General features: G+C 72.1%; 15 protein-coding genes. 8 read left to right on the forward strand and 7 right to left on the reverse strand.

Annotated features, from left to right (window positions below):
• The 3 genes from ATM97_RS14795 to ATM97_RS14810 form a co-directional block, all read right to left on the reverse strand.
• The coding region (locus ATM97_RS14795; RefSeq protein WP_255587781.1) for a DUF5682 family protein at positions 1-2,424 on the reverse strand (2,424 nt) is incomplete at its 3' end.
• 49 nt (positions 2,425-2,473) lie between these two features.
• On the reverse strand, positions 2,474-3,574 hold the full coding sequence (locus tag ATM97_RS14805; protein WP_218718597.1) for an AAA family ATPase: 1,101 nt from the start codon (positions 3,572-3,574) through the stop codon (positions 2,474-2,476).
• The gene (locus ATM97_RS14810; RefSeq protein WP_218718598.1) at positions 3,571-6,468 is read right to left on the reverse strand and encodes an SWIM zinc finger family protein; all 2,898 of its coding nucleotides are present in this window, start codon (positions 6,466-6,468) and stop codon (positions 3,571-3,573) included. Before ATM97_RS14810 ends, ATM97_RS14805 begins: the two co-directional genes overlap by 4 nt.
• A gap of 427 nt (positions 6,469-6,895) precedes the next feature.
• Between ATM97_RS14810 and ATM97_RS14815 the strand changes: the two genes are divergently transcribed.
• From ATM97_RS14815 to ATM97_RS14830, 4 genes are read left to right on the forward strand one after another with little or no spacing between them, the layout of a single operon-like run.
• Positions 6,896-9,508, forward strand: coding sequence for an AAA family ATPase (locus ATM97_RS14815; RefSeq protein ID WP_218718599.1), 2,613 nt, complete (start codon positions 6,896-6,898; stop codon positions 9,506-9,508).
• Between the two features lie 49 nt (positions 9,509-9,557).
• Positions 9,558-9,983: a hypothetical protein gene (locus tag ATM97_RS14820; protein ID WP_218718600.1), complete on the forward strand. Its 426-nt coding sequence runs from the start codon at positions 9,558-9,560 to the stop codon at positions 9,981-9,983.
• Between the two features lie 35 nt (positions 9,984-10,018).
• A complete protein-coding gene (locus tag ATM97_RS14825) occupies positions 10,019-10,417 on the forward strand; it encodes a YchJ family protein (protein WP_218718601.1) in 399 nt (132 codons plus the stop codon).
• Positions 10,418-10,442: 25 nt separating this feature from the next.
• Positions 10,443-10,718: a SelT/SelW/SelH family protein gene (locus ATM97_RS14830; protein ID WP_218718602.1), complete on the forward strand. Its 276-nt coding sequence runs from the start codon at positions 10,443-10,445 to the stop codon at positions 10,716-10,718.
• Between the two features lie 35 nt (positions 10,719-10,753).
• Here the strand turns inward: ATM97_RS14830 and ATM97_RS14835 are convergent, their stop codons facing one another.
• Positions 10,754-10,975 (reverse strand): zinc ribbon domain-containing protein, encoded by a 222-nt coding sequence (locus ATM97_RS14835; protein WP_218718603.1) that lies wholly within the window; start codon positions 10,973-10,975, stop codon positions 10,754-10,756.
• A gap of 392 nt (positions 10,976-11,367) precedes the next feature.
• On the opposite strand from ATM97_RS14835, the gene ATM97_RS14840 reads away from it, so the two are divergent.
• On the forward strand, positions 11,368-12,945 hold the full coding sequence (locus tag ATM97_RS14840; protein ID WP_218718604.1) for a carboxylesterase/lipase family protein: 1,578 nt from the start codon (positions 11,368-11,370) through the stop codon (positions 12,943-12,945).
• 38 nt (positions 12,946-12,983) lie between these two features.
• On the opposite strand, the gene ATM97_RS14845 is transcribed toward ATM97_RS14840, so the two are convergent.
• The 3 genes from ATM97_RS14845 to rfbD form a co-directional block, all read right to left on the reverse strand.
• Positions 12,984-14,063, reverse strand: a complete 1,080-nt coding sequence (locus ATM97_RS14845) for a sugar phosphate nucleotidyltransferase (protein WP_218718605.1) — start codon at positions 14,061-14,063, stop codon at positions 12,984-12,986.
• Positions 14,064-14,176: 113 nt separating this feature from the next.
• Positions 14,177-15,070, reverse strand: a complete 894-nt coding sequence (locus tag ATM97_RS14850; protein WP_218718606.1) for a glycosyltransferase family 2 protein — start codon at positions 15,068-15,070, stop codon at positions 14,177-14,179.
• Positions 15,071-15,081: 11 nt separating this feature from the next.
• Entirely contained in the window at positions 15,082-15,939 is an 858-nt protein-coding gene (rfbD, locus tag ATM97_RS14855; protein WP_218718607.1) for a dTDP-4-dehydrorhamnose reductase, read from the reverse strand.
• 231 nt (positions 15,940-16,170) lie between these two features.
• Between rfbD and ATM97_RS14860 the strand changes: the two genes are divergently transcribed.
• From ATM97_RS14860 to ATM97_RS14870, 3 genes are all read left to right on the forward strand, one after another.
• Entirely contained in the window at positions 16,171-17,586 is a 1,416-nt protein-coding gene (locus tag ATM97_RS14860; protein WP_218718680.1) for an LCP family protein, read from the forward strand.
• A 3-nt stretch (positions 17,587-17,589) separates the two neighbouring features.
• Positions 17,590-18,303: a TIGR03089 family protein gene (locus ATM97_RS14865; protein ID WP_218718608.1), complete on the forward strand. Its 714-nt coding sequence runs from the start codon at positions 17,590-17,592 to the stop codon at positions 18,301-18,303.
• A 115-nt stretch (positions 18,304-18,418) separates the two neighbouring features.
• Entirely contained in the window at positions 18,419-19,747 is a 1,329-nt protein-coding gene (locus ATM97_RS14870; RefSeq protein WP_218718609.1) for a cytochrome P450, read from the forward strand.
• Positions 19,748-19,753: the final 6 nt, after the last annotated feature.

Consider the following 19,753-nt stretch of genomic DNA (forward strand, 5'->3'; position numbering starts at 1 on the left):
AAGCAGGGCGAGCTGCCCGCGCACCGGGTCGATCGGCGTCGCGCCGGTGGCGGCGGCCGGGGTGGTGCCGGTGTCGCGCAGCGCCTGGCCGATGGCGCGGCGCTCGCCGGATTCGAAGGAGCCGAAGGTGCGGCGCAGCAGGGGAAGGGTGGCGACGAACTGGTCCTCGCTGAGTTCGCGGAGCCACTCGTCGATGCGGCGCAACAACTCCCGGTCGTGGACCAGGAGCAGGCCGCGCCCGCCGAGGAAGCCGTCGATCCAGGCGGCCTTGGCGGCGGGGGTGTTGCCGACCGACAGCGCGGCGGCCAGGCGACGGGCCGAGTCGGCGTCGTCGATGCGTTCGGCGTCGCACAGCAGGCGCACCGCGCGGCCGCTGATCGCGCCGTGCACATCGTCGCGATCGGCGATGCGCTGCAGCGTGGCCAGCCATTCGCTGGTGGTGTGGTCGTCGTCGCGGGTGCTGATCGCGGTGTGCGCGGCATCGATCTGGGCGCGCAGCGCCTCGGCCGCGTCGGTGTCGAGACCGGTGACGGCGCCGGGCAGGCCGGCGCAGATCCGCACCAGCAGCCCGTCGGCCACGTGGGCCAGCGCCTTGGTGTCGGTGCCCCGGACATCGCCGTAGCGCAGCGTCCTGGTCAGCCCGGGGAGCGCGCCCAGCAGATGGGTGACGTCGTGGTCGAGCGCCGCGGCCGCTTCCAGCCGGGTGATCAGGCCGTCGGTGGCCCCGCCCAGATCGGCCAGCAGCGCCATCTCCAGCGCGTCGGCGAGATCGGCGACGGAGACGCCGTCCCGGCTCGCGGTGTCGAGGATCTTGGCTTCGGCGGCGGTGCGCAGCGTGGTGCCCCAGACCGCGGCCTCGACGATGCGGACCTCGAATTCCGGTTCCCAGCGCAGGGTCCAGGTCTCCCGGAAGGTGCCGGTGTTGCGGACCTCGCCGACCGTCGGGGTGCCCCAGTCGACGCCGAGCAGCCGCAGCCGGTGCAGCAGCTGCGAGCGCTCGACATCACGCTCCTTGCGCAGGTCCAGATCGACCGTGCGGGCCAGGGCTTCCTGCTTGAGCCGCAGGGTCTTGCTGCGTGCCCGCAGATCCGCCGCCAGCGGCACGGTCGGGGTGTCCGCGGGGACGCCGCCGAGCGTCTCACCGACCACGAGTTCGTCGATCACCAGCCGCAGCATGGTCTCGTCGCCGCCGCACATCACCGCGCGCACGGCCTCGGTGACCTCGGACAATCCGGCCAGCGGCCGCCCGCGCAGCGCGGCCAGGGTGTCGGCCAGCCGCACCGCTTCGATGATGTGCGCGCTCGACACCGGCAGATCGTGTGCCCGCAAGACCCCGGCGACCTTGGTCAGCCAGCGCGCCACCGGGCGCTCGGTCTCGGTGAACAGGTGGTGATACCAGCCCGGCGAGGTGACCCCGGCCCCGTACCCCGAGCCCGCCGCCAGCCGCGAATGCGTCCACGGCACCCAGGTCAGCGCGGTCTTGATCTGCGGCAATCCCTTGAGCAGCCGCGCGTCCGGCGCGGCCGGTCCGAGCGTCCCGGTCAGTGCGGGCGCGTGCCAGGCGCCGCACACCACGGCCAGCCGCTTCGCCCCGTCCTTGAGCGTCTGCCGCATCACCTGCCGCATGTACGCCTCGCGTCGCAGGGTGTGCTGGTCCACGACCAGCGGTGCGAGCGCGGGGTTCTCGGGATCGGCGGTCAGCGGAGAGCCCGATTCGGGTACGGCGAAGAGGTTCGGAGACGGCGAATCATCGCTGGGGAGCTCATCGCGGTGGGGAAGTGCCGTCTCGGTGGGGAGCGCGGCGAAGTCTGGTTCCGGTGTCGCCCGGTCGGGGTGCCCGGTCGGCGCGTGATGGATCGCGTCCTCGCGCAGGGCGGCCATCGCCTCGGCGATGGCGTCGAAAGCGGCACTGTCGGGGACGGATTCGACGACGGCGTCCCACCAGCGCTCGGCGTCGTCATAGCCCGCGGCCGAGGCGAGGGCGGCCAGCGGATCGGTGCGGTCGCCGCGTGACTCGTCGTCGGCGGCCAGGGTGTTCGCGGCGGGCAGATCGCAGAAGCGCACCGGCACGGCGTGGTCGACGCCGTAGCGCATGGCCTGCCACTCCGGGGAGAACACCGCGAACGGCCAGAAGGCGGCTCGGGCAGGGGTATCCGGGACGTACGCCAGCAGGGCGACCGGCGGATTCATGGTGTCGGCGGCGACGAAGCCGACCAGGGGGTCGGCGTCGGCGGGACCCTCGATGAGGATGGCGTCGGGGCGGAACTCCTCGAGCGCCTGCCGCAGCGATCGGGCCGAACCCGGCCCGTGGTGGCGGATGCCGAATACGTGCGTCACCGCGGCGTCACCCGGCTCGGCCCGGCGGCCCGCCTGGGTGTCGTGCGTGGTCGGCTCCGCGGTGACCTCGTTCGCGGTCTGATTCATCGAAAACCCCATGTGTGCGGTCTGTTCGTCCTCCCCGTCGGCCCCGGCGTCAGTGCGAGATCTCGCGGCAGGCGCGGTAGAAGTCGGCCCAGTCCGGGCGCTCGCGCACCACGGCCTCGAGGTATTCGGTCCAGATCACCGAGTCGGCGACCGGGTCCTTGATCACCGAACCGAGCACGGCGCCAGCGATATCGGATGCGCGCAGCACGCCGTCACCGAAGTGCGCCGACAGAGCCAGGCCGTTGGTGATCACCGAGATGGCCTCGGCCGTGGACAGCGTGCCCGAGGGCGACTTGAGCTTGGTGCGGCCGTCGGCGGTGATCCCGGAGCGCAGTTCGCGGAACACCCGCACCACCCGGCGGACCTCCTCGGCCGCGGCGGGCACGGTCGGCAATTCCAGTGCGGCGCCGAGCTGTTCGACGCGCCTGCTGACGATGGCGACCTCGGAATCCTCGTCGGCGGGCAGCGGCAGCACCACGGTGTTGAAGCGGCGGCGCAGCGCCGAGGACAGATCGTTCACGCCGCGATCGCGATCGTTGGCGGTGGCGATCACGTTGAAACCCTTGGCCGCCTGCACTTCCGCGCCCAGCTCGGGCACCGGCAGGGTCTTCTCGGACAGGATGGTGATCAGCGCGTCCTGCACATCCGACGGGATGCGGGTCAGCTCCTCGATGCGAGCGATGGCTCCGGTCCGCATGGCCGTCATCACCGGCGAGGCCACCAGTGCGGCATCGCTCGGGCCCTCGGCCAGCAGCCGGGCGTAGTTCCAGCCGTAGCGGATCGCCTCCTCGGCGGTGCCCGAGGTGCCCTGCACCAGCAGCGTCGACTCCCCGCTGATGGCGGCCGAGAGATGTTCCGACACCCAGGTCTTCGCGGTGCCGGGCACGCCGAGCAGCAGCAGCGCGCGATCGGTGGCCAGGGTCGCGACGGCTACCTCCATCAGCCGCCGCGGCCCGACGTACTTCGGGGTGATGACCGTGCCGTCGGCGAGCGTGCCACCGAGCACATAGGTGACCACCGCCCACGGCGAGAGCCGCCAGGACGGCGGCCGGGGCCGGTCGTCGACGCGGCCCAGCGCGGCCAGCTCGTCGGCGAAGGCCTGTTCGGCGTGCGGACGCAACAGGGTGGTTGCCGGTTCGGTGGTGGTCATCGCAGCTCCTCGAGCATGGTCGCGCGGTCGGTGAGGTCGTGGGCGAGGCGGTGGAAGGCCTGTTGCCAGGCGGGGTCGTCGGTGCTGTCGGCGAGCGCGGTGACGCGCGCGGCCAGGTCGACGGGCAGATGGACGCCCGCCGCGGTGATCAGGGCCCGGTCGGCGTACACGCCGGCGTTCGCGTGGGCCTGCCGGGAGGTCGTGCGGGCGCGTGTACCGAGCAGTCGCACCACGTGCTCGGCGACCGGTCGCGGCCACGGGTGGTCGAGGCCGGGCAGGATCGCGTGCAGTTCGGTGAGCTGGTGTGCGTCGAGGTCGAGCACGTGCTCGATCCGGTCTGCGGCATCGAGCAGAGTGAACAGCTCGCGGCGACGCAGGACGGCCTGCTCGGTCGGGGTCGCGTGCGCGAACAGCGCACGGGCCCAGGAGGTGTCGCGCTGGGTGAGAGCGGCGTCGACCCAGCCGTCGACGATCGCCTTGGCGTAGCGCGGCGGCAGGGTCAGGGTCAGGGCGGCGGTCGCGGTGGCCGATCCGGTGGCGCCGACGAGCTGATCCCACGCGGTCAGCGGGGTCGCCGCGATCGCCTGGTGCAGCGTCTTGAGCGTCGAGTCCGGGGTGTCCCAGCGCAGGGTGGCCTGGTCGGTGCCGTCGGTGATGCCGTCGCGCCTGGCCTGCGCGTCGACCGCGGCGGGCACGGCGACTTCGACCGTGCCGTCGGCGGCGACGCGCAGCCACGACGACACCAGCGCCGCCATCCGCTGCCCCAGCGCCGAACCGGGCAGCCGGGCCAGCAGGCCCGCCGCGGTGCGCCGCACATCGCCGCGGCGATCGTCGAGGGCGCGCTCGAGCAGGGCTTCGTCGTCGAGACTCAGCCCGTCGACGAGCAGCGCGAGCAGCTCGGCCTTGATCGGACCCGATTCCTTGGCCCACGCGGTACCCAGCACCTCGAGCGCGGCGGCGGGATCGGTACGACGCAGCCGCGCCAGCCAGTCCTTGCGCTCACCCGGTGCGCCGAACAACCAGACATCCGCCGCGCCAGGTGATCCGCCGGCATTCTCGGGTACGGAGGGAGCGGCGACCCGGTCCACCGGGAACGAATCGAGCAGACCCGACCACGCCGGGTTCCGCGCCGCCAGCCACCGGCCGCGCCGCCCGGCCAGCCGCAGCAGCGGCCCGCGCAACTGGGCGTCGGCGGCCGCGGTGAGCGCGTGCACGCACAGCACATCCGGCAGCCGGTAGTCGAACGGTGCCGCGGCGGCGAACCATTCGGGCAGGAACGCCGACTTCTCGGTCAGCAGGCGGCGAAGTCGGTCGGCGGCCTGGCGGGGCAGCAGCGGGCGCGGGTCGTCCGGCGCAGGCTCTGGCTTCGGCGCGGTACCCGGCATCCGTCCGCCGCGCAGGTAGAGATCTTGCAGGGCGGCCGCGTCGAGCAGGCGGACCGCCGGTTCGCCCGCGCGCTGCGGTACCGCCGCCGTGACGGCGGCGTCGAGCCGGACCCCGTCGGCGCTGCGCCGCGCGGTGCCGAGCAGCGCGACCGAGACCAGTTCGGCCAGTTCGGGAGTCGGCGCCGAGTGAGTGGGGAACTCGGTCTCCAGATCGGTGACCTCACCCGCGCTCAACACCGAGATCGGATCGAATCCGTCGGCGCGCCACTCGCCGGTGACCGTCACCGGATGACCACCGGCGACCGCGAACAGCCGCCACGGCCGCACCCCGGCGGGCAGCGGCAGGGCCGCGCCGTCGGCATCGACGAGTTGCCACCCGTGCTCGTCGAGCACCGGCACCACATCGGCCAGCAGGGCGGGCCAGGCGCGCAGCCACGGATCGGCGCCCAGCGCCGAGGCGTAGGCGTCGAGCGCGTCGGCGATGCTGACACCGCCGATCGCGGGCACGGTGGTGAACGGCTCGGGGACGCCGTGGCGGGCGCCCCATTGCACACGCAGCGGCGCGGCACCGGGGTAGTAGTGCAGATCGGCATCGACCGCGTGGCCGGGCGCGGGCACCTCGCCGGTGAAATTCGGTGTGCCGAAGGAATGTTCGATCAGGACGGCCCAGCGTCCACTGCTCCGGCCGCGCAACCAGGTGCGCCGGGTGTGCAGCCGCTCCTCCTCGCTGACCCGCATGCCGAGCACCAGCCAGCGATCACGCACCGCGGGCTCGGCGAGCACCGTCTCGGCCTGCGTCGGATAGCCGATGTGGGTGCGGATACCCGCCTGCAACGGCTCGGGAACGGCGTCGATGGTGCGATGGGCCAGCACCAGCAGATGCAGCCGGGCGTATTCACACAGCAGCAGCTCGGGCCAGTGCTCGGTGGTCAGCACGGCGCCGGGCAGCCGGCGCAGGGTCGCCGCGACGCCGGGCGCCTGGGCGTCGACCATGCGGGCCGCGATCGACTCGTAGGCGGCGAACGAGCGGTCGGTCTGGGCCAGGCCGGTCCGGATCTGGTCGGTGAGCCACACCTCCAGCTCGGTCAGTCCCGCCGATACCCTGGCCCGGCGTTGCTCGACAGTAGCCTGCGACGGCGTGGACGTGGCCTTGGTCTTGGGCGGGGCCGCCGCCTTGGCCGCCCGGCCCGCGAGCCACTCCGCCGCGAAATCGGCGGGCGCCTCCTGGGCCGCCACCGCGCCGCCGGACCAGCTCAGCAGCAGCGACAGCGCGTGCTTGCACGGAAACTTGCGGCTCGGGCAGGAGCACTTGTACGCGGGCCCGGCCAGGTCGACGATCGTCTGATACGGCTTGGCGCCGCTGCCCTGGCACAGCCCCCACACCGCGCTCCCCGCGGCTCCGGTCTCGCGCCAGCGACCGGCCAGCTTGCGTGCGGCAGCCAGTGAGCTCGCGTCCGGCGCGAGTGCACGGACCTGGTCCTCGGTCCACGGCGCCTGTCGGTCGGTCATCGCCTTCCCCCGTTCTCTGTCGCCGAAATATGTACCGCAGGGGACCGACAACTGCCGTTCACGTCGGCGAATCTCCTGGAAAACACTGCCGCGGTGGCAGATTCACGCCGTTGGACTTGCCGACTGACGCAAAGTCTGGCATTCTGACCTGTTCGGCTCGCCCGGACCGCCCACGTCGCTCACCGCAGCGTAGCGCGGGTGTGAACACCTCATCGAGCTGCCCGCCGGGGTGGGCGAGGGGTGGACATCGAGGGGCCCGCCGGGGCGCCACGATGGCCATTCCACTCCCGCGGGCAGATTCGCTGGGGCACTGCGCATCCCCTGGGCGAACGCTCCGCGATCAGGTAGCGTTTGCCGAGGAGGATCTCGTGGGCCGGGCAGATCGGCCGCCGCGGTGCGTGCGGCCGCGAAGGGGGAAGTCGCAGAAGTGTGCTCGGATCGCATCGCCGAGGTGGTCGCGCGTGAGCTCGCCGCCGACCCCGCCGTGGAGGGGCGGGTCGCCGAGTGCGTGCTGGCAGCCCTCGTCGAGGCCGACGGTGATCGAGCCGCACCGGATTCCGGGGATACCGGGGTCTTCCTGCGCTCGATCACCGTGCACGGCTTCCGCGGCATCGGGCCGACGGCCACGCTCCGCCTGAACCCCGGGCCCGGGCTGACCCTGGTCGTCGGGCGCAATGGCAGCGGCAAGTCCAGCTTCGCCGAGGCCGCGGAGTTCGCGCTGACCGGCGGCAACCGGCGCTGGGACGGCCGCTCGACCGCGTGGCGCGAAGGCTGGCGCAACCTGCACGAACCCGACCTGGCCCGGATCGAGGTCGACCTGCTCACCGCGGGCGAGAACGCCGAGCTCACGGTCGCCACGCACTGGGCGCCCGGCGGCGAACTCGGCGAGGCGCAGTGGACCGAGCGCCGCGGCACGGAGCGCACCGTCGCGATCGACCCGCGCAGCAGGCGCGGCCGGCTCGACCTGTACCGCCCGTTCCTGTCCTACAGCGAACTCGGCGCCCTGGTCGACGGCAAACCGAGCGACCTGTTCGACGCGCTGCACCGCCTGCTCGGTCTCGACGAACTGGCCGCCGCCGCCGAGCACATCCGCCTGCGCAAGCTGGAACTCGAACGCGCCGTGAAGGATTCGCGGCAGTCCCGCACCGACCTGCTCGCCGAACTCGCCGACGCCGACGACGATCGCGCCCGCCATGTCGCCGACCTGCTGCGCGTGCCCGAGCCCGATCTCGACGCGGTGGCCGCCGCGGTCGCCGGGTCGGTGCTCGGCCCCGACGGTCCCGAGGGCCTCCGGGCGATCCTGCGCCTGTCCCTGCCCGATCCGGCGCAGGTGGCCGCGGTCGTGGATCGCCTGGCCGAGGTCTCGGCCGCGCTGTCGCGCCACGCCACCACCGACGCCGAAGCCGATCTGCGCGTCCTCGAATTGCTCACCCGCGCCCGCGAACACCTCACCGCAGGCGGCACCTGCCCCTGCCCGGTCTGCGGCCGCGGCGACCTCGACATCGCCTGGCTCGCCGCCGCCGATGCCGAAATAGGCCAGCGCGAAACCCAGCTCGCCGCCCTGCGCACGGCCCGCGCGGAGTTCGAAACGGCGATGGCCGCCGCCCGCTCGCTCACCTCGCGCCTTCCCACCGAACTCGGCACCGCGCCTCCGGTCGGCGATACACCGAGCAGCAATGCCGCGCCTGGTGACAGCGCCGCGCTGGGCGGCAAGACCGCGCCGGGTGCTGGTGTCACGTTGGGCGGCAAGGCCTCGACGGGCGGCGGAGCGGCGCTGGGTGATGGTGCCGCGCTGGACGGCAAGGCCGCGTCCGGCGACGGGCAGGTGGCCGGTGACGAGGTGCCGCTCAGGCGGCGGGTGTCGGCGGTGCGCGCGCTCTGGTCGGTGTGGGCCGAGCTCGGTGAGGCCGACCACGATGACGGGTTCCCGGAGCGGCTGCGTGACACCTATGCCGCGTTGGCCACCGAACTCACTGCCCTGCAACGCGATACCCGTGCCGAACTCGAGCGCCTCGACGCCGTGTGGTCCCCGCTCGTCCCGCGCATCCTCGCCTGGCTCGACCCCGCCCGCGCGGTCTCCGCCGACGCGGCCGAACTGCGGGTGGTGAAGAAGGCGGCGGATTGGCTCAAATCGGCGACCGCGACCATCCGTGGCGAACGGATGCGCCCGCTGGAGAGCACCGCGCGCTGGGTGTGGAGCACGCTGCGGCAGCAGAGCAATGTGGAGCTCGGCGCGATCCGGTTGCAGGGCAGCGCGGGCACCGCGCGGCGGGTCCTGCTGGATGTGACCGTCGACGAGGTGGACGGTGCCGCGCTCGGCGTGATGAGCCAGGGCGAGCTGCACGCGCTCGGGCTGTCGCTGTTCCTGCCGCGAGCCACCATGTCGCACAGCCCGTTCCGCTTCGTGATGATCGACGACCCGGTGCAAGCGATGGACCCGGCGAAGGTCGACGGCCTGGCCAGGGTGCTGGCCGAGGTGGCCACCACGCGCCAGGTGGTGGTGTTCACCCACGACGAGCGCCTCGCCGAAGCGGTGCGCCGGATGCAGCTCGACGCCACCGTGCTCGAGGTGCAGCGCCGGGAACGTTCCGTGGTCGAGGTGCGGGTGACCGGTGACCCGGTGCGCCGCTATCTCGACGACGCCCGCTCGCTGCTGCGCACCCCGCAGCTGCCGCCCGCCATCGCCGACGAGCTCGTCGCCACCTGCTGCCGCTCCGCGATCGAGGCAGCGGGGCTGGCCAAGGCCCGCCAGGAACTGCTCGCCGCCGGGCTCGAGCACGGCGAAGTGGAACGGCGGGTGCGCAACGCGCACACCACTCGCGCCATGATCACCCTGGCGATCATGGGTCCCGGGGCCCGGGTCGACGATCTCAACAAGCATCTGAGCGCGGTCGGCGGCCGCTGGCTGGTCGGTGTCCTGCGCGACGCCACCGCGGGTGCGCACGTGCCGATCGACCGTCCGATGCGGGAATTGATCAGCGACACCGAACGATTCATCTCCTGGCTGCGCGCGCACGAGCCCGCCGCGGTGCGCACGTGAGCGGGGGCGGGCCGCTCGGCGACCCCGGTGGCGCATCGATGGTGTGCCGGTGAATCGCCGGGGCAGGCCGCGGCGCGCGAAGTACACCCCGCGCCCGTCGGTGGCCGAACGGCTGGAGGCCGCCGAGAACCTGCTGTCCGGCGACGTCTCCGACGCCGGTGGGGTGTGGTCGCGGGCGGTCGCGTGGATTCTGCGCCTCGCCCTCGAGCAGGCCGTCGACGAACTGTGGGCCCAGATCGCCCCCGAGCTCATGCGCTGTCCGATGCGGGCTCAGCTGCTGGCCCTGCGCGTGTACGCGGGCCCGGAGACGGCAGGGCAGGTCGGGGCGCTGTGGGCGGCGCTGTCCCGGGCCGCCCACCACCTCGACTACGAGATGGCTCCCAGTGTGACCGACCTGCGGCGCTGGCGCGATCAGACCGGCGACCTCGCGCGGACCCTGGAACTGGTCCCGCTCGCGCACCAGCCGTTCGGCTGATCCCGCGTGGCCGCCACCGGTCGCGACCCGGCAGGATGACCGGCATGGGTGAAGCGAAACCGTGTCCGTGCCGCCGCGGCGAATCGTTCGACGACTGCTGCGGACCGATCCTGGCGGGCATCCGGCCCGCGCCTACCGCCGAGACCCTGATGCGCTCGCGCTACACCGCCTACGTCGTCGGCGACGTCGACTATCTGCTGCGTTCCTGGCATCCGAACACCCGGCCCGCCGAGCTCGAACTCGACCCCGCCCAGCGGTGGCTGTTCCTGGAAATCGTCGGCACGCAGCGCGGTGGCCCGTTCGACGACAACGGCACCGTCGAGTTCATCGCCCACTACAGGGTGGACGGCGCACGCGACACGATGCACGAGAACAGCACCTTCGTCCGCGTCGACGGCGCGTGGGTCTACCTCGACGGCACGTTCCACGCCTGAAACACCGCTGGGGAATACTGGCCCCGTGCCCAGGATCGCGATCGAGTACTGCACCCAATGCCGCTGGCTGCTGCGCGCGAGCTGGATGGCTCAGGAACTGCTGACCACCTTCGCCACCGAACTCGGCGAGGTCGCGCTGGTCCCCGGGCAGGGCGGCATCTTCCGGATCACCCTCGACGGCGAGCAGCTGTGGGAACGCAAGGCCGACGGCGGCTTTCCCGACATCGCCGTCCTCAAGCAGCGGGTCCGCGACCGCATCGCCCCCGACCGCGACCTGGGCCACTCCGACCGCCGCGACTGAGTCACGCGGCGTACCAGCGATGTTCAGTGCGCCGGTCAGCAGCAGCCGCCGCCGCCACAGCAGCCGCCACCGGCCGGCCTCGGCGCGGGTACCGGGGCGGGGGCGCCTGCACGACCGACGGTTCCGAAGGTGGTCAGCAGTTTGACCGTGTCGTCGTGGCCCGCCGGGCAGGCGGCCGGGTCCGAGGCCTGCGCCATCGGCCGGTTCACCTCGAACGTGTCGCCGCAGGAGCGGCACCGGAAGCTGTAGTTCGGCATCGGCCCAGTCTAGGCGGGCGTGTATGTCGAGGGTCTTCGACGGTGCGGAGGTCGGGTGGGCTTGCTCACCGTCGACAGTTCCGCCGGTGACCGTGGGCACGGCAGACGATTCCAGCGTATTCGCAGCAAATGATGCGAGGCGTCGGTCCACCTCGGCGTAGCTGGGGCGGGAGCGGGCGCCAGACGTGGCCGAATGTGCATCGTGACGGTCGGTTGGCGCGCTGAAAGGCGGTTCGGGCGTGTTCCGGGAAGTAACTGTTACCTGCGGGAATGGTGCGTTGGGAGGCTGACCCGGCCGCGCGGACGTACTCTCGTAAGGAGTCACCAGGTGCTGCGGCCCGCGGGAGCAAATACACAGGCACCCGTGGGTCGCGCCGGCTAGGAGGTGTGCGATGAGCATTCAGTCCGATCTCGACGCCGACGTGCGGACGCACGAAGCCGAACCACTGGCCCGCACGGAGTACGGCGTCGTCAGCGGGACCTGGGACGGGCCGATCGCGGTATGGCGCAGCGTCCCGTATGCCGCCGCGCCCGCCGGACCGGACCGGTTCTCGCTGCCGCGGCCTCCGCAGCCCTGGGACGGAGTGCGCGACTGCGTCGTGTTCGGCGACATCGCCCCGCAGGCCATGGGCGCGATGGTCCCGGTCGACTCCGATCTGGCGATGGGCGAGGACTGTCTGTGGGTCAACGTCTGGTCCCCGCGCCCCGAACCCAGCGACGACGAGCCGCGCCCGGTGCTGGTCTGGCTGCACGGCGGCGCCTACTGCCTCGGCACCGCGGCGCAGACCATCTACGACGGGCGCAAGCTGGCCGAGGCGGGCGACGTGGTCGTCGTCTCGGTGAACTACCGGCTCGGCGTGCTCGGCTTCCTCGATCTGTCCGCGTTCGGCGAGCCGTTCACCCCGAATCTCGGCCTGCACGATCAGCTGGCGGCGCTGGCCTGGGTGCGCGACAACATCGCGGCGTTCGGCGGCGACCCGGGCAATGTCACGGTCTTCGGTGAGTCCTCGGGCGCGGGCTGTGTGACGGCGCTGCTCACCTCGCCGTCGGCGGCGGGGTTGTTCCACAAGGCGATCGCCCAGAGTCCGCCCGCCACCACGGTATTCGGCCAGGAGCGCGCGGCCGTCGTCGCGCAGCGCTACCTGGAACTGCTCGAACTCGGTCCGGGCGAGGCGGATCGGCTGCTGGAGCTGCCGATCGAGCAGCTCGTCGAGGTGGGCGCGGTGCTGCTCGACGAGGTGCCGATCAAGGAGCCGGGCAGGCTGGCCGCGGCGCCGGTGGTCGACGGTGAGCTGTTGCCGGGCTACCCGATCGACCGCTTCCAGCAGGGGCGTTCGCATCGGGTGCCGCTGCTGATCGGGACCAACCGGGACGAGGCCTCGCTGTTCCGGGTACTGCGCTCGCCGATCATGCCGGTGACGCCCGACGCGGTGAACGCGATGCTGCGCGATGTCGCGGCCTCGCATCCGGAGATGTCACCCGAGCGGATCGCCGAGATCACCTCCGCCTACCCCGATCTGGCGAAAACCCGAGGGGCGCTGGCCATGTCGACCGACGCGGCCTTCCGAATGCCCGCGGCGTGGGTCGCCGAGGCGCACGCCCAGCATTCGCCGACCTGGATGTACCGCTTCGACTACGCGACCCCGATGTTGAAGGCCGCGCGCGTCGGCGCCGGACACGCCACCGAATTGCCGTACGTGTTCGGCAATTTCGGCACACTCAACCACGACCCGACCTTCTGGCTCGGCGGCCGCAAGGCCTCGGTCGCGGTCTCGGGCCGCATGCAGCGCCGCTGGCTGGCCTTCGCCGAACACGGCGTGCCCGCGGCCCTGGACGGCTCCAAGCACTGGCCCCACTACCGGCCCTCGGACCGCACCACCCTGCTCATCGACACCATCGATCGCGTCGTCGACAACCCCGACGCCGACCTGCACACCGCCTGGGGCGACCAGGCGGTCGGCTTCAGCTAGGCGAGCGGGCGTTCCGGGTCGGCCGCGCGGTGGATGGATCAGACGTCGGTGGAGAAGCGGATGCCGCCGTCGGGGATCTCCACGCCGGGCCACACCCGCGCACCGCGCAGGAGTTCGCAGCGCGCGCCGACATTGGCGCCGTCGCCGATGACGCCGTCGCGGACCAGTGCGCGCGGACCGATCCGGGCGCCGAAGCCGACGATGGAACGTTCGACGGTGGCGCCCGCTTCCACGATCGCGCCGTCGAAGATGACCGCGCCGTCCAGGCGGGCACCGGCGCCGATCTCGGCGCCGCGGCCGACCACGGTGCCGCCGATGAGCAGCGCGCCCGGGGCGACACCCGCACCGGGATGCACCAGCGACTCACCCCGCTGACCCGGCAGCGCGGGCGAGGGGGCGATGCCGCGGACCAGGTCGGCCGAGCCGCGCACGAAGTCCTCCGGGGTGCCCATATCGCGCCAGTAGGAGGCGTCGACGTGGCCCTGCACCCGCGCGCCCTCGGCCAGCAGCGCGGGGAAGACCTCGCGCTCGACCGAGACCGGACGCCCGGTCGGGATCTTCTCGATGTACTCGCGGCGGAACACGTAGCAACCCGCGTTGATCTGGTCGGTCGGCGGGTCCTGGGTCTTCTCCAGGAACGCGGTGACCCGGCCGTCGGCGTCGGTCGGCACGCAGCCGAAGGCGCGGGGGTCGCTGACCCGGACCAGGTGCAGGGTGACGTCGGCGTTGGTCGACTCGTGGGTGTCGAGGATCGCGCCCAGGTCGGTGCCGCCCAGGACGTCGCCGTTGAACACCATCACGTTGTCCGCGCGCAGCTTGGGCAGCACGTTGCGGATACCGCCACCGGTGCCCAGCGGCTCGGTCTCGGTGACGTACTCGAGCTCGAGCCCCAGGTCGGAGCCGTCACCGAAGTGCTCTTCGAACACCTCGGCCTTGAACGAGGTGCCCAGCACCACGTGGGTGATCCCGGCCTCGGCGATGCGGGCCAGCAGGTGGGTCAGGAACGGCAGCCCGGCCGTCGGCAGCATCGGCTTGGGCGCCGAGAGGGTGAGCGGACGCAGCCGCGTGCCCTGTCCGCCGACGAGGATGACCGCGTCGGTGCCTGAGTTGCCTGCCATCGAGTTTCCCCTGTTCACAGTGGACCGGCGCCTGCTCAGGCGCCGGTGTCCGATTTTGCCTGCCCCGGCGCCCTACGTGGTTACGCGGGCTGCCGCCTCCTGGCGCTGACGGTTCAGGCGGAACGCGCTTTCTCGCGCAGCGCCGATCGAACCGCAATCCGGGAGCGAACCGCAAGTCCGGCGCGCAGCGCGCCCCGCAACGGCGCCTGCCACCAGTGTGGATGCCGGTCGGCCTGGAAGCGGTAGGCGCTGGCGTGGTGGGCGGGCAGCATCAGCTCGGGATGCTTGCCCGCGGCGTGGCCCTTGGCATGGGTCACCTCGGCGTCGGGGACGAACACATTGTGCCAGCCCGCCTTGCCCATGCGGTCACCGAAGTCCACGTCCTCCATGTACATGAAGTAGCGCGAGTCGAAGCCGTCGATGGTGTCGAACGCGGCCCGGCGCACCAGCAGGCAGGACCCCGACAGCCAGCCGACCACCCGCTCGGAGATCTCCTCGTTCTCCTGTCGATAGCGCACCGACCAGGGGTTCTTCGGCCAGATGGTGCCCAGGATGGCGTGGCCCGCGCCGTCGGCCAGGCCGGGGACCCGGCGCGCGGACGGGTAGACGCTGCCGTCGGGCTCCCGGACCATCGGCCCGAACGCGCCCGCGCGCGGCCAGCGCTGGGCGGCCTCGAGCATCTTGTCGATGGAATCGACGCCCCACCGGATGTCCGGGTTGGCCAGGATCACGAACTCGATCGACGGGTCGATCTCGGCAACGGCCCGGTTGATGGCACCGCCGTAGCCGATGTTGCCGCCGGTCCGCAGCAGTCGCACGTGCGAGTTGGCCTCGGCGACGAGCTCGGGCACGCCGTCGGTCGAGCCGTTGTCGGCCAGGATCACCTGCGGCTTCTCGCTGGTGGCGTCGGCCAGGGTGGTGATGAAGTGCTCGAGATGCTCGCCCGGTGAATAAGTCACCGTGACGACGGCAAGGCCCGCAGGGGCCGCGGAATCGGCTGCGTTCACGACTGGGCAGCCTAGTCGGACACGCGCCGGAGTGCGTCGGCTAGTGCGGAACGCCAAGGCCGCAGCGGGGTGAGACCGGCCGCGTCCCACGCCGCCGAGGACAGCACCGAATAGGGCGGTCGCGGTGCGGGTCTGGGGAAGGCGCTCGAATCGCACGCCAGCACCCGCGCCGGATCCGCCCCGACCTCGGTGAAGACGGCGACGGCGAGATCGAACCAGGTGGCGGTGCCGGAATTGGTGGCGTGCAGCACTCGCGGGGCGTCGGGCCGGGTACTCAGTTCGAGCAGTGCGGCCGCGAGATCGGCGGCGCTGGTGGGGGAGCCGAGCTGGTCGTCGACCACGGTGACGGTGTCGCGTTCGCGTTCCAGCCTGCGCATGGTGGCGACGAAATCCCCCTCGACACCGGAGTACACCCAGGCGGTGCGCACGACCTGCGCGTCCGGGCTCAGTTCCAGGACCGCCCGCTCGCCCGCCAGCTTCGACTGGCCGTAGACCGTCGCCGGTCCGGTGGGGTCGCCGGGTTCGTAGGGCGTACTCGCGGTGCCGGGGAAGACGTAGTCGGTGGACACGTGGATCAGCCGGGCCCCGGCCGCGGCGCAGGCGGCGGCCAGTACGGCGGGACCGGTGGCGTTGGCCGCGAAGGCGGCGTCGCGGTCGGTCTCGGCGGCGTCGACCGCGGTGTAGGCGGCGCAGTTGAGCACCACCGCGCCCGGGCGCAACACGGCGTCGACGGCGGCGCGGTCGGTGATGTCGAGTTCGGCTCTGCCGTAGCCCGCGGAATCGGGCGCGAGCCGCAGGATCTCTCGCCCCAGCAGGCCGCGCGCTCCGGTTACGATCAGCCGGGAGGGGACGGGGAAATCGGGGTTCACGCGGCCAGTCTGGCACGCCGGAACACCTGCGGTTCGGCGCGACTGTGGTAACTGTTGGTTAGCCTGTGATGGCCGGTGTCGGTGGACGAGCCCAGGCACACGAGATGGCGGGGTTTGCCGGGGGAGATACGGAGCCGGGCGCGGAGTTCGTCGAGAGGATCACGAGTGCGAGAGTCGACACGACCACCCACGGTCGCCACGCAGCCCGGTGCCATCGGCCCGGTGAAGGTGATGGTGGCGATCTCGGCGGTGCTGGTGCTCGCCCTCACCGGATTCGCGTGGCGCAGTGTCGACAATCTGATCGCCAATATCGATCGCATCGGCGGCCTCGGTCTCGGCGGCGGCCGCGACGGCGCGGTCGACATCCTGCTCGTCGGTGTCGACAGCCGCACCGACGCGCACGGCAACCCGCTGACCTCCGCCGAGCGCGCGATGCTGCACGCGGGCGACGAGGTGGGCACCAATACCGACACCATCGTGCTGGTCCGGGTGCCCAACGACGGCCGCTCGGCCACCGCGATCTCGATCCCGCGCGACTCCTACGTCGACGTTCCCGGCCAGGGCAAGGCCAAGATCAACTCCGCCTACGGCTCCACCAAGGAGACCGAACGCGCCGAGCTGCTGGCCGAAGGCAGCTCCGAGGCCGACGCCGAACGCGAGTCGACCAAGTCGGGCAGGCAGGCGCTGATCAAGTCGGTGGCCTCGCTCACCGGCATCACGGTCGACCACTACGCCGAGGTCAGCCTGCTGGGCTTCGTGCTGCTCACCGATGCCGTGGGCGGGGTCGAGGTGTGCCTGAACAACGCGGTGGACGAATGGATGTCGGGCGCGGACTTCCCGGCCGGGCAGCAGCGCCTCGACGGGCAGCAGGCGCTGAGCTTCGTGCGTCAGCGGCACGGGCTGCCGCGCGGTGACATCGATCGCATCGTGCGTCAGCAGGTATTCATGGCCCAGCTGGTCGGCCAGCTGCTCAACGCCAAGATCCTGGCGAATCCGAACAAGCTCAGCGAGATCAGCGAGGCGGTCGGGCGCACGGTGGTGCTCGACGAGGACTGGGACGTGCTGGCCTTCCTGCAGCAGCTCAAGGATCTCTCCGGCGGCAAGGTGGAATTCGAGACCATCCCGGTCGCCGACCTCAACAGCATGACCTCGGCGGGTGAATCGGTGGTCCGGGTCGAGCCCAAGGCGGTGCAGGCCTATGTCGCCGGGCTCGTCGGCGAGGAGAAGAAGGGTGAGGACAAGCCGAAGCTCGACCCGTCGACGGTGACGGTGAGCGTGTTCAACGCCGGCGGCAAGGCGGGGCTGGCGGCCAAGGTGTCGACGGCATTGACCGGCAAGGGTTTCCGCGAGGGCCTGGTGGGCAATTACTCCGGAGGCAGCGTGAGTTCGAGCCGGGTGCTCGCCGTGGACGCCGAGGATCCGAAGGCCGCGGCGGTGGCCGAGGCGCTCGGTGGTCTCACCGTGGTCGCGGATCCGTCACTGTCGGCGGATACCGTGAGCGTGGTGCTGGCGAGCGACTATTCTGGTCCGGGCTCGGCCGCGGCAGGCATGTTCGATTTCGATGGAACATCCTCGGCGACCGCGACGCCAGTACCGCCAGCCCCGCCGATCGACGCAGGCCAGAACGGACCGAAATGCGTGAACTGACCCATGCGTGAGCCGAACTCGACGCTCACCGACGTCCTCCTCGACCCGATTCTCGAACGCGACCCGGCCGGTCCGCGCGTCACCTGGTACGACGACGCCACCGGCGCCCGCATCGAGCTGTCGGGCCTGACGCTGGCCAACTGGGCCGCCAAGACCGCCAATCTGCTGCGCGACGAGTTCGCGCTCAGTCCCGGCGCCCGGGTCGCGGTGCTGCTGCCCGCGCACTGGCAGACCGCGGCGGTGCTGCTCGGCTGCTGGTGGGCGGGCACGGAGGTGGTGCTCACCCCCGATCCCGACGCCGACCTCGCGCTGGTCACCCCCGACCGGCTCGACGACGCCGACGGCGTCGACGAAGTGGCGGTGCTGTCGCTGGACGCGATGGGCACTCCGGTGCGCGACCTGCCGGTCGGCGTCACCGATTTCGCCACGGCGGTGCGTGTGCACGGCGACCAGTTCCTGCCCGGCGGCTTCCGGGCCGCGCTCGACGGCCTCTCGGTCGGCGAGGTGCTCGCCGAGGCCAGGAAGTCGGCGGCGCTGCAAGGGATCTCCGCCGGCGACCGGGTGCTGTCGAGCGCGCCGTGGGAGACCGTGGCCGAGCTGATCGACGGCTACATCGCGGTGCTGTACGCCGGCGCCTCGCTGGTCCAGGTGGTCAATCCCGATCCGGCGGCCGTGGAGCATCGGGCCGCCACCGAGCGGGTGACGGTCCGGCGCTGACCGCCGTCGCGTCTCCTACCCAGGTATAGGTCGATCTCCGACTGGAACACGTTCCGCGTCGTGCCCGAAGTCCGTACGGTGGAGTCATCCATTCGGCAGAGCGGCAGGGGTGGCGATGAACGCGCGGTACTGGTTGCGATGGTCGGCCGAGCACGGAGCGCCACGGGCGGTCCTGCGCTGGCAGGTGCGCAAGGGCGACCCGTTCGCCGTCCTGCTCAGCGGACAGCGCGGCCTGCACGATCCCTACCCGCTGATCGACGAACTGCGCGCGCCCGGCGGACTGCTGCGGACCCCGCTGTCCTACGCGGCCTTCGACCACGCCCAGGTCCGGGCCATTCTGCGGGATACCCGATTCGGTGTGCGGCAGGCGCTCGGCGGTGACCTGCCGGGTCCGTGGCGCAAGCTGGCCGAGCGGGTCACGGTCCCGCCCAACCCGGTCGAGCCGCCGTCGATGCTGGTCCTGGACCCGCCCGAGCACACCAGGATGCGCAAGCCGGTGGCCTCGGCGTTCACCCCGCGCGCCATCGCCCGGCTGCGGGACCGGGTGGAGGTGGTCACCGCCGAGCTGCTCGACGCGATGCCCGCGCACGGCTCGGTCGACCTGATCACCGATTTCGCCGCCAGGGTGCCGATCGCGATCATCGCCGACATGCTCGGCTTCCCCGCCGCCGACCGCGACCTGTTCCTGCGCTGGGGCGACCGGGTCACGCCGCTGCTCGACATCGGCACCTCGTGGCGCACCTACCGGGGCGCGATGGCGGCGATCGAATCCATGGACGACTACCTGGCCGCGCACATCGCCCAGCTGCGCCGCGACCCCGGCGAGGACATCCTCTCGACGCTGGTCAGTTCCGGCGACCTGGACCTGCGCGAACTCCAGGCGGGCGCCAGTCTGCTGATGGGCGCCGGTTTCGAGACCACCGTGAATCTGATCGGCAACGCGATCGCGGCGCTGTCGGCCAACCCCGACCAGCTCGCGCTGGCCCAGGACGACCCCGACCGCTGGCCCGCCGTGGTGGAGGAGACACTGCGCTTCGATCCGCCGGTGCAGACCACCGCGCGGCAGGCGCTCGAGGACGTCGAGATCGACGGCGTCACCGTGCGGGAGGGCAGCACCGTCATCCTGTCGCTGGCGGGCGCCAACCGTGACCCCGCCGTCTTCGCCGACCCGCACCGCTTCGACATCGACCGCCCCAACCTGCGCGAACACGTCGCCTTCAGCAGCGGTATCCACGCCTGCCTCGGCGCGAGCCTGGCCCGGATGGAGGCCGTGCACGCCCTGCGCGCGCTCTACACCCGCTATCCGAACCTGCGGCTACGCGGGGAACCGGTGCGGCGGAACCTGTTCACCCTGCACGGTTTCGAGCACATGCCGGTCGAGCTGGGTCCGGTGGCGCGCACCCCGTCGCCCGACGGCTTGGCCGGCGCCGCGAGCCTGTCCTGACTCCCG

The sequence above is a fragment of the Nocardia sp. MH4 genome (assembly GCF_019266065.1).
Taxonomy (GTDB): domain Bacteria; phylum Actinomycetota; class Actinomycetes; order Mycobacteriales; family Mycobacteriaceae; genus Nocardia; species Nocardia canadensis.

Bases quoted from the DNA above. Each gene is read 5' to 3' on its own strand.
- ATM97_RS14805 (WP_218718597.1), bottom strand. From the start codon at position 3,574: ATGACCACCACCGAACCGGCAACCACCCTGTTGCGTCCGCACGCCGAA.
- ATM97_RS14810 (WP_218718598.1), bottom strand. From the start codon at position 6,468: ATGACCGACCGACAGGCGCCGTGGACCGAGGACCAGGTCCGTGCACTC.
- ATM97_RS14825 (WP_218718601.1), top strand. From the start codon at position 10,019: ATGACCGGCATGGGTGAAGCGAAACCGTGTCCGTGCCGCCGCGGCGAA.
- ATM97_RS14835 (WP_218718603.1), bottom strand. From the start codon at position 10,975: ATGCCGAACTACAGCTTCCGGTGCCGCTCCTGCGGCGACACGTTCGAG.
- ATM97_RS14840 (WP_218718604.1), top strand. From the start codon at position 11,368: ATGAGCATTCAGTCCGATCTCGACGCCGACGTGCGGACGCACGAAGCC.
- ATM97_RS14845 (WP_218718605.1), bottom strand. From the start codon at position 14,063: ATGGCAGGCAACTCAGGCACCGACGCGGTCATCCTCGTCGGCGGACAG.
- ATM97_RS14860 (WP_218718680.1), top strand. From the start codon at position 16,171: ATGGTGGCGATCTCGGCGGTGCTGGTGCTCGCCCTCACCGGATTCGCG.
- ATM97_RS14865 (WP_218718608.1), top strand. From the start codon at position 17,590: ATGCGTGAGCCGAACTCGACGCTCACCGACGTCCTCCTCGACCCGATT.
- ATM97_RS14870 (WP_218718609.1), top strand. From the start codon at position 18,419: ATGAACGCGCGGTACTGGTTGCGATGGTCGGCCGAGCACGGAGCGCCA.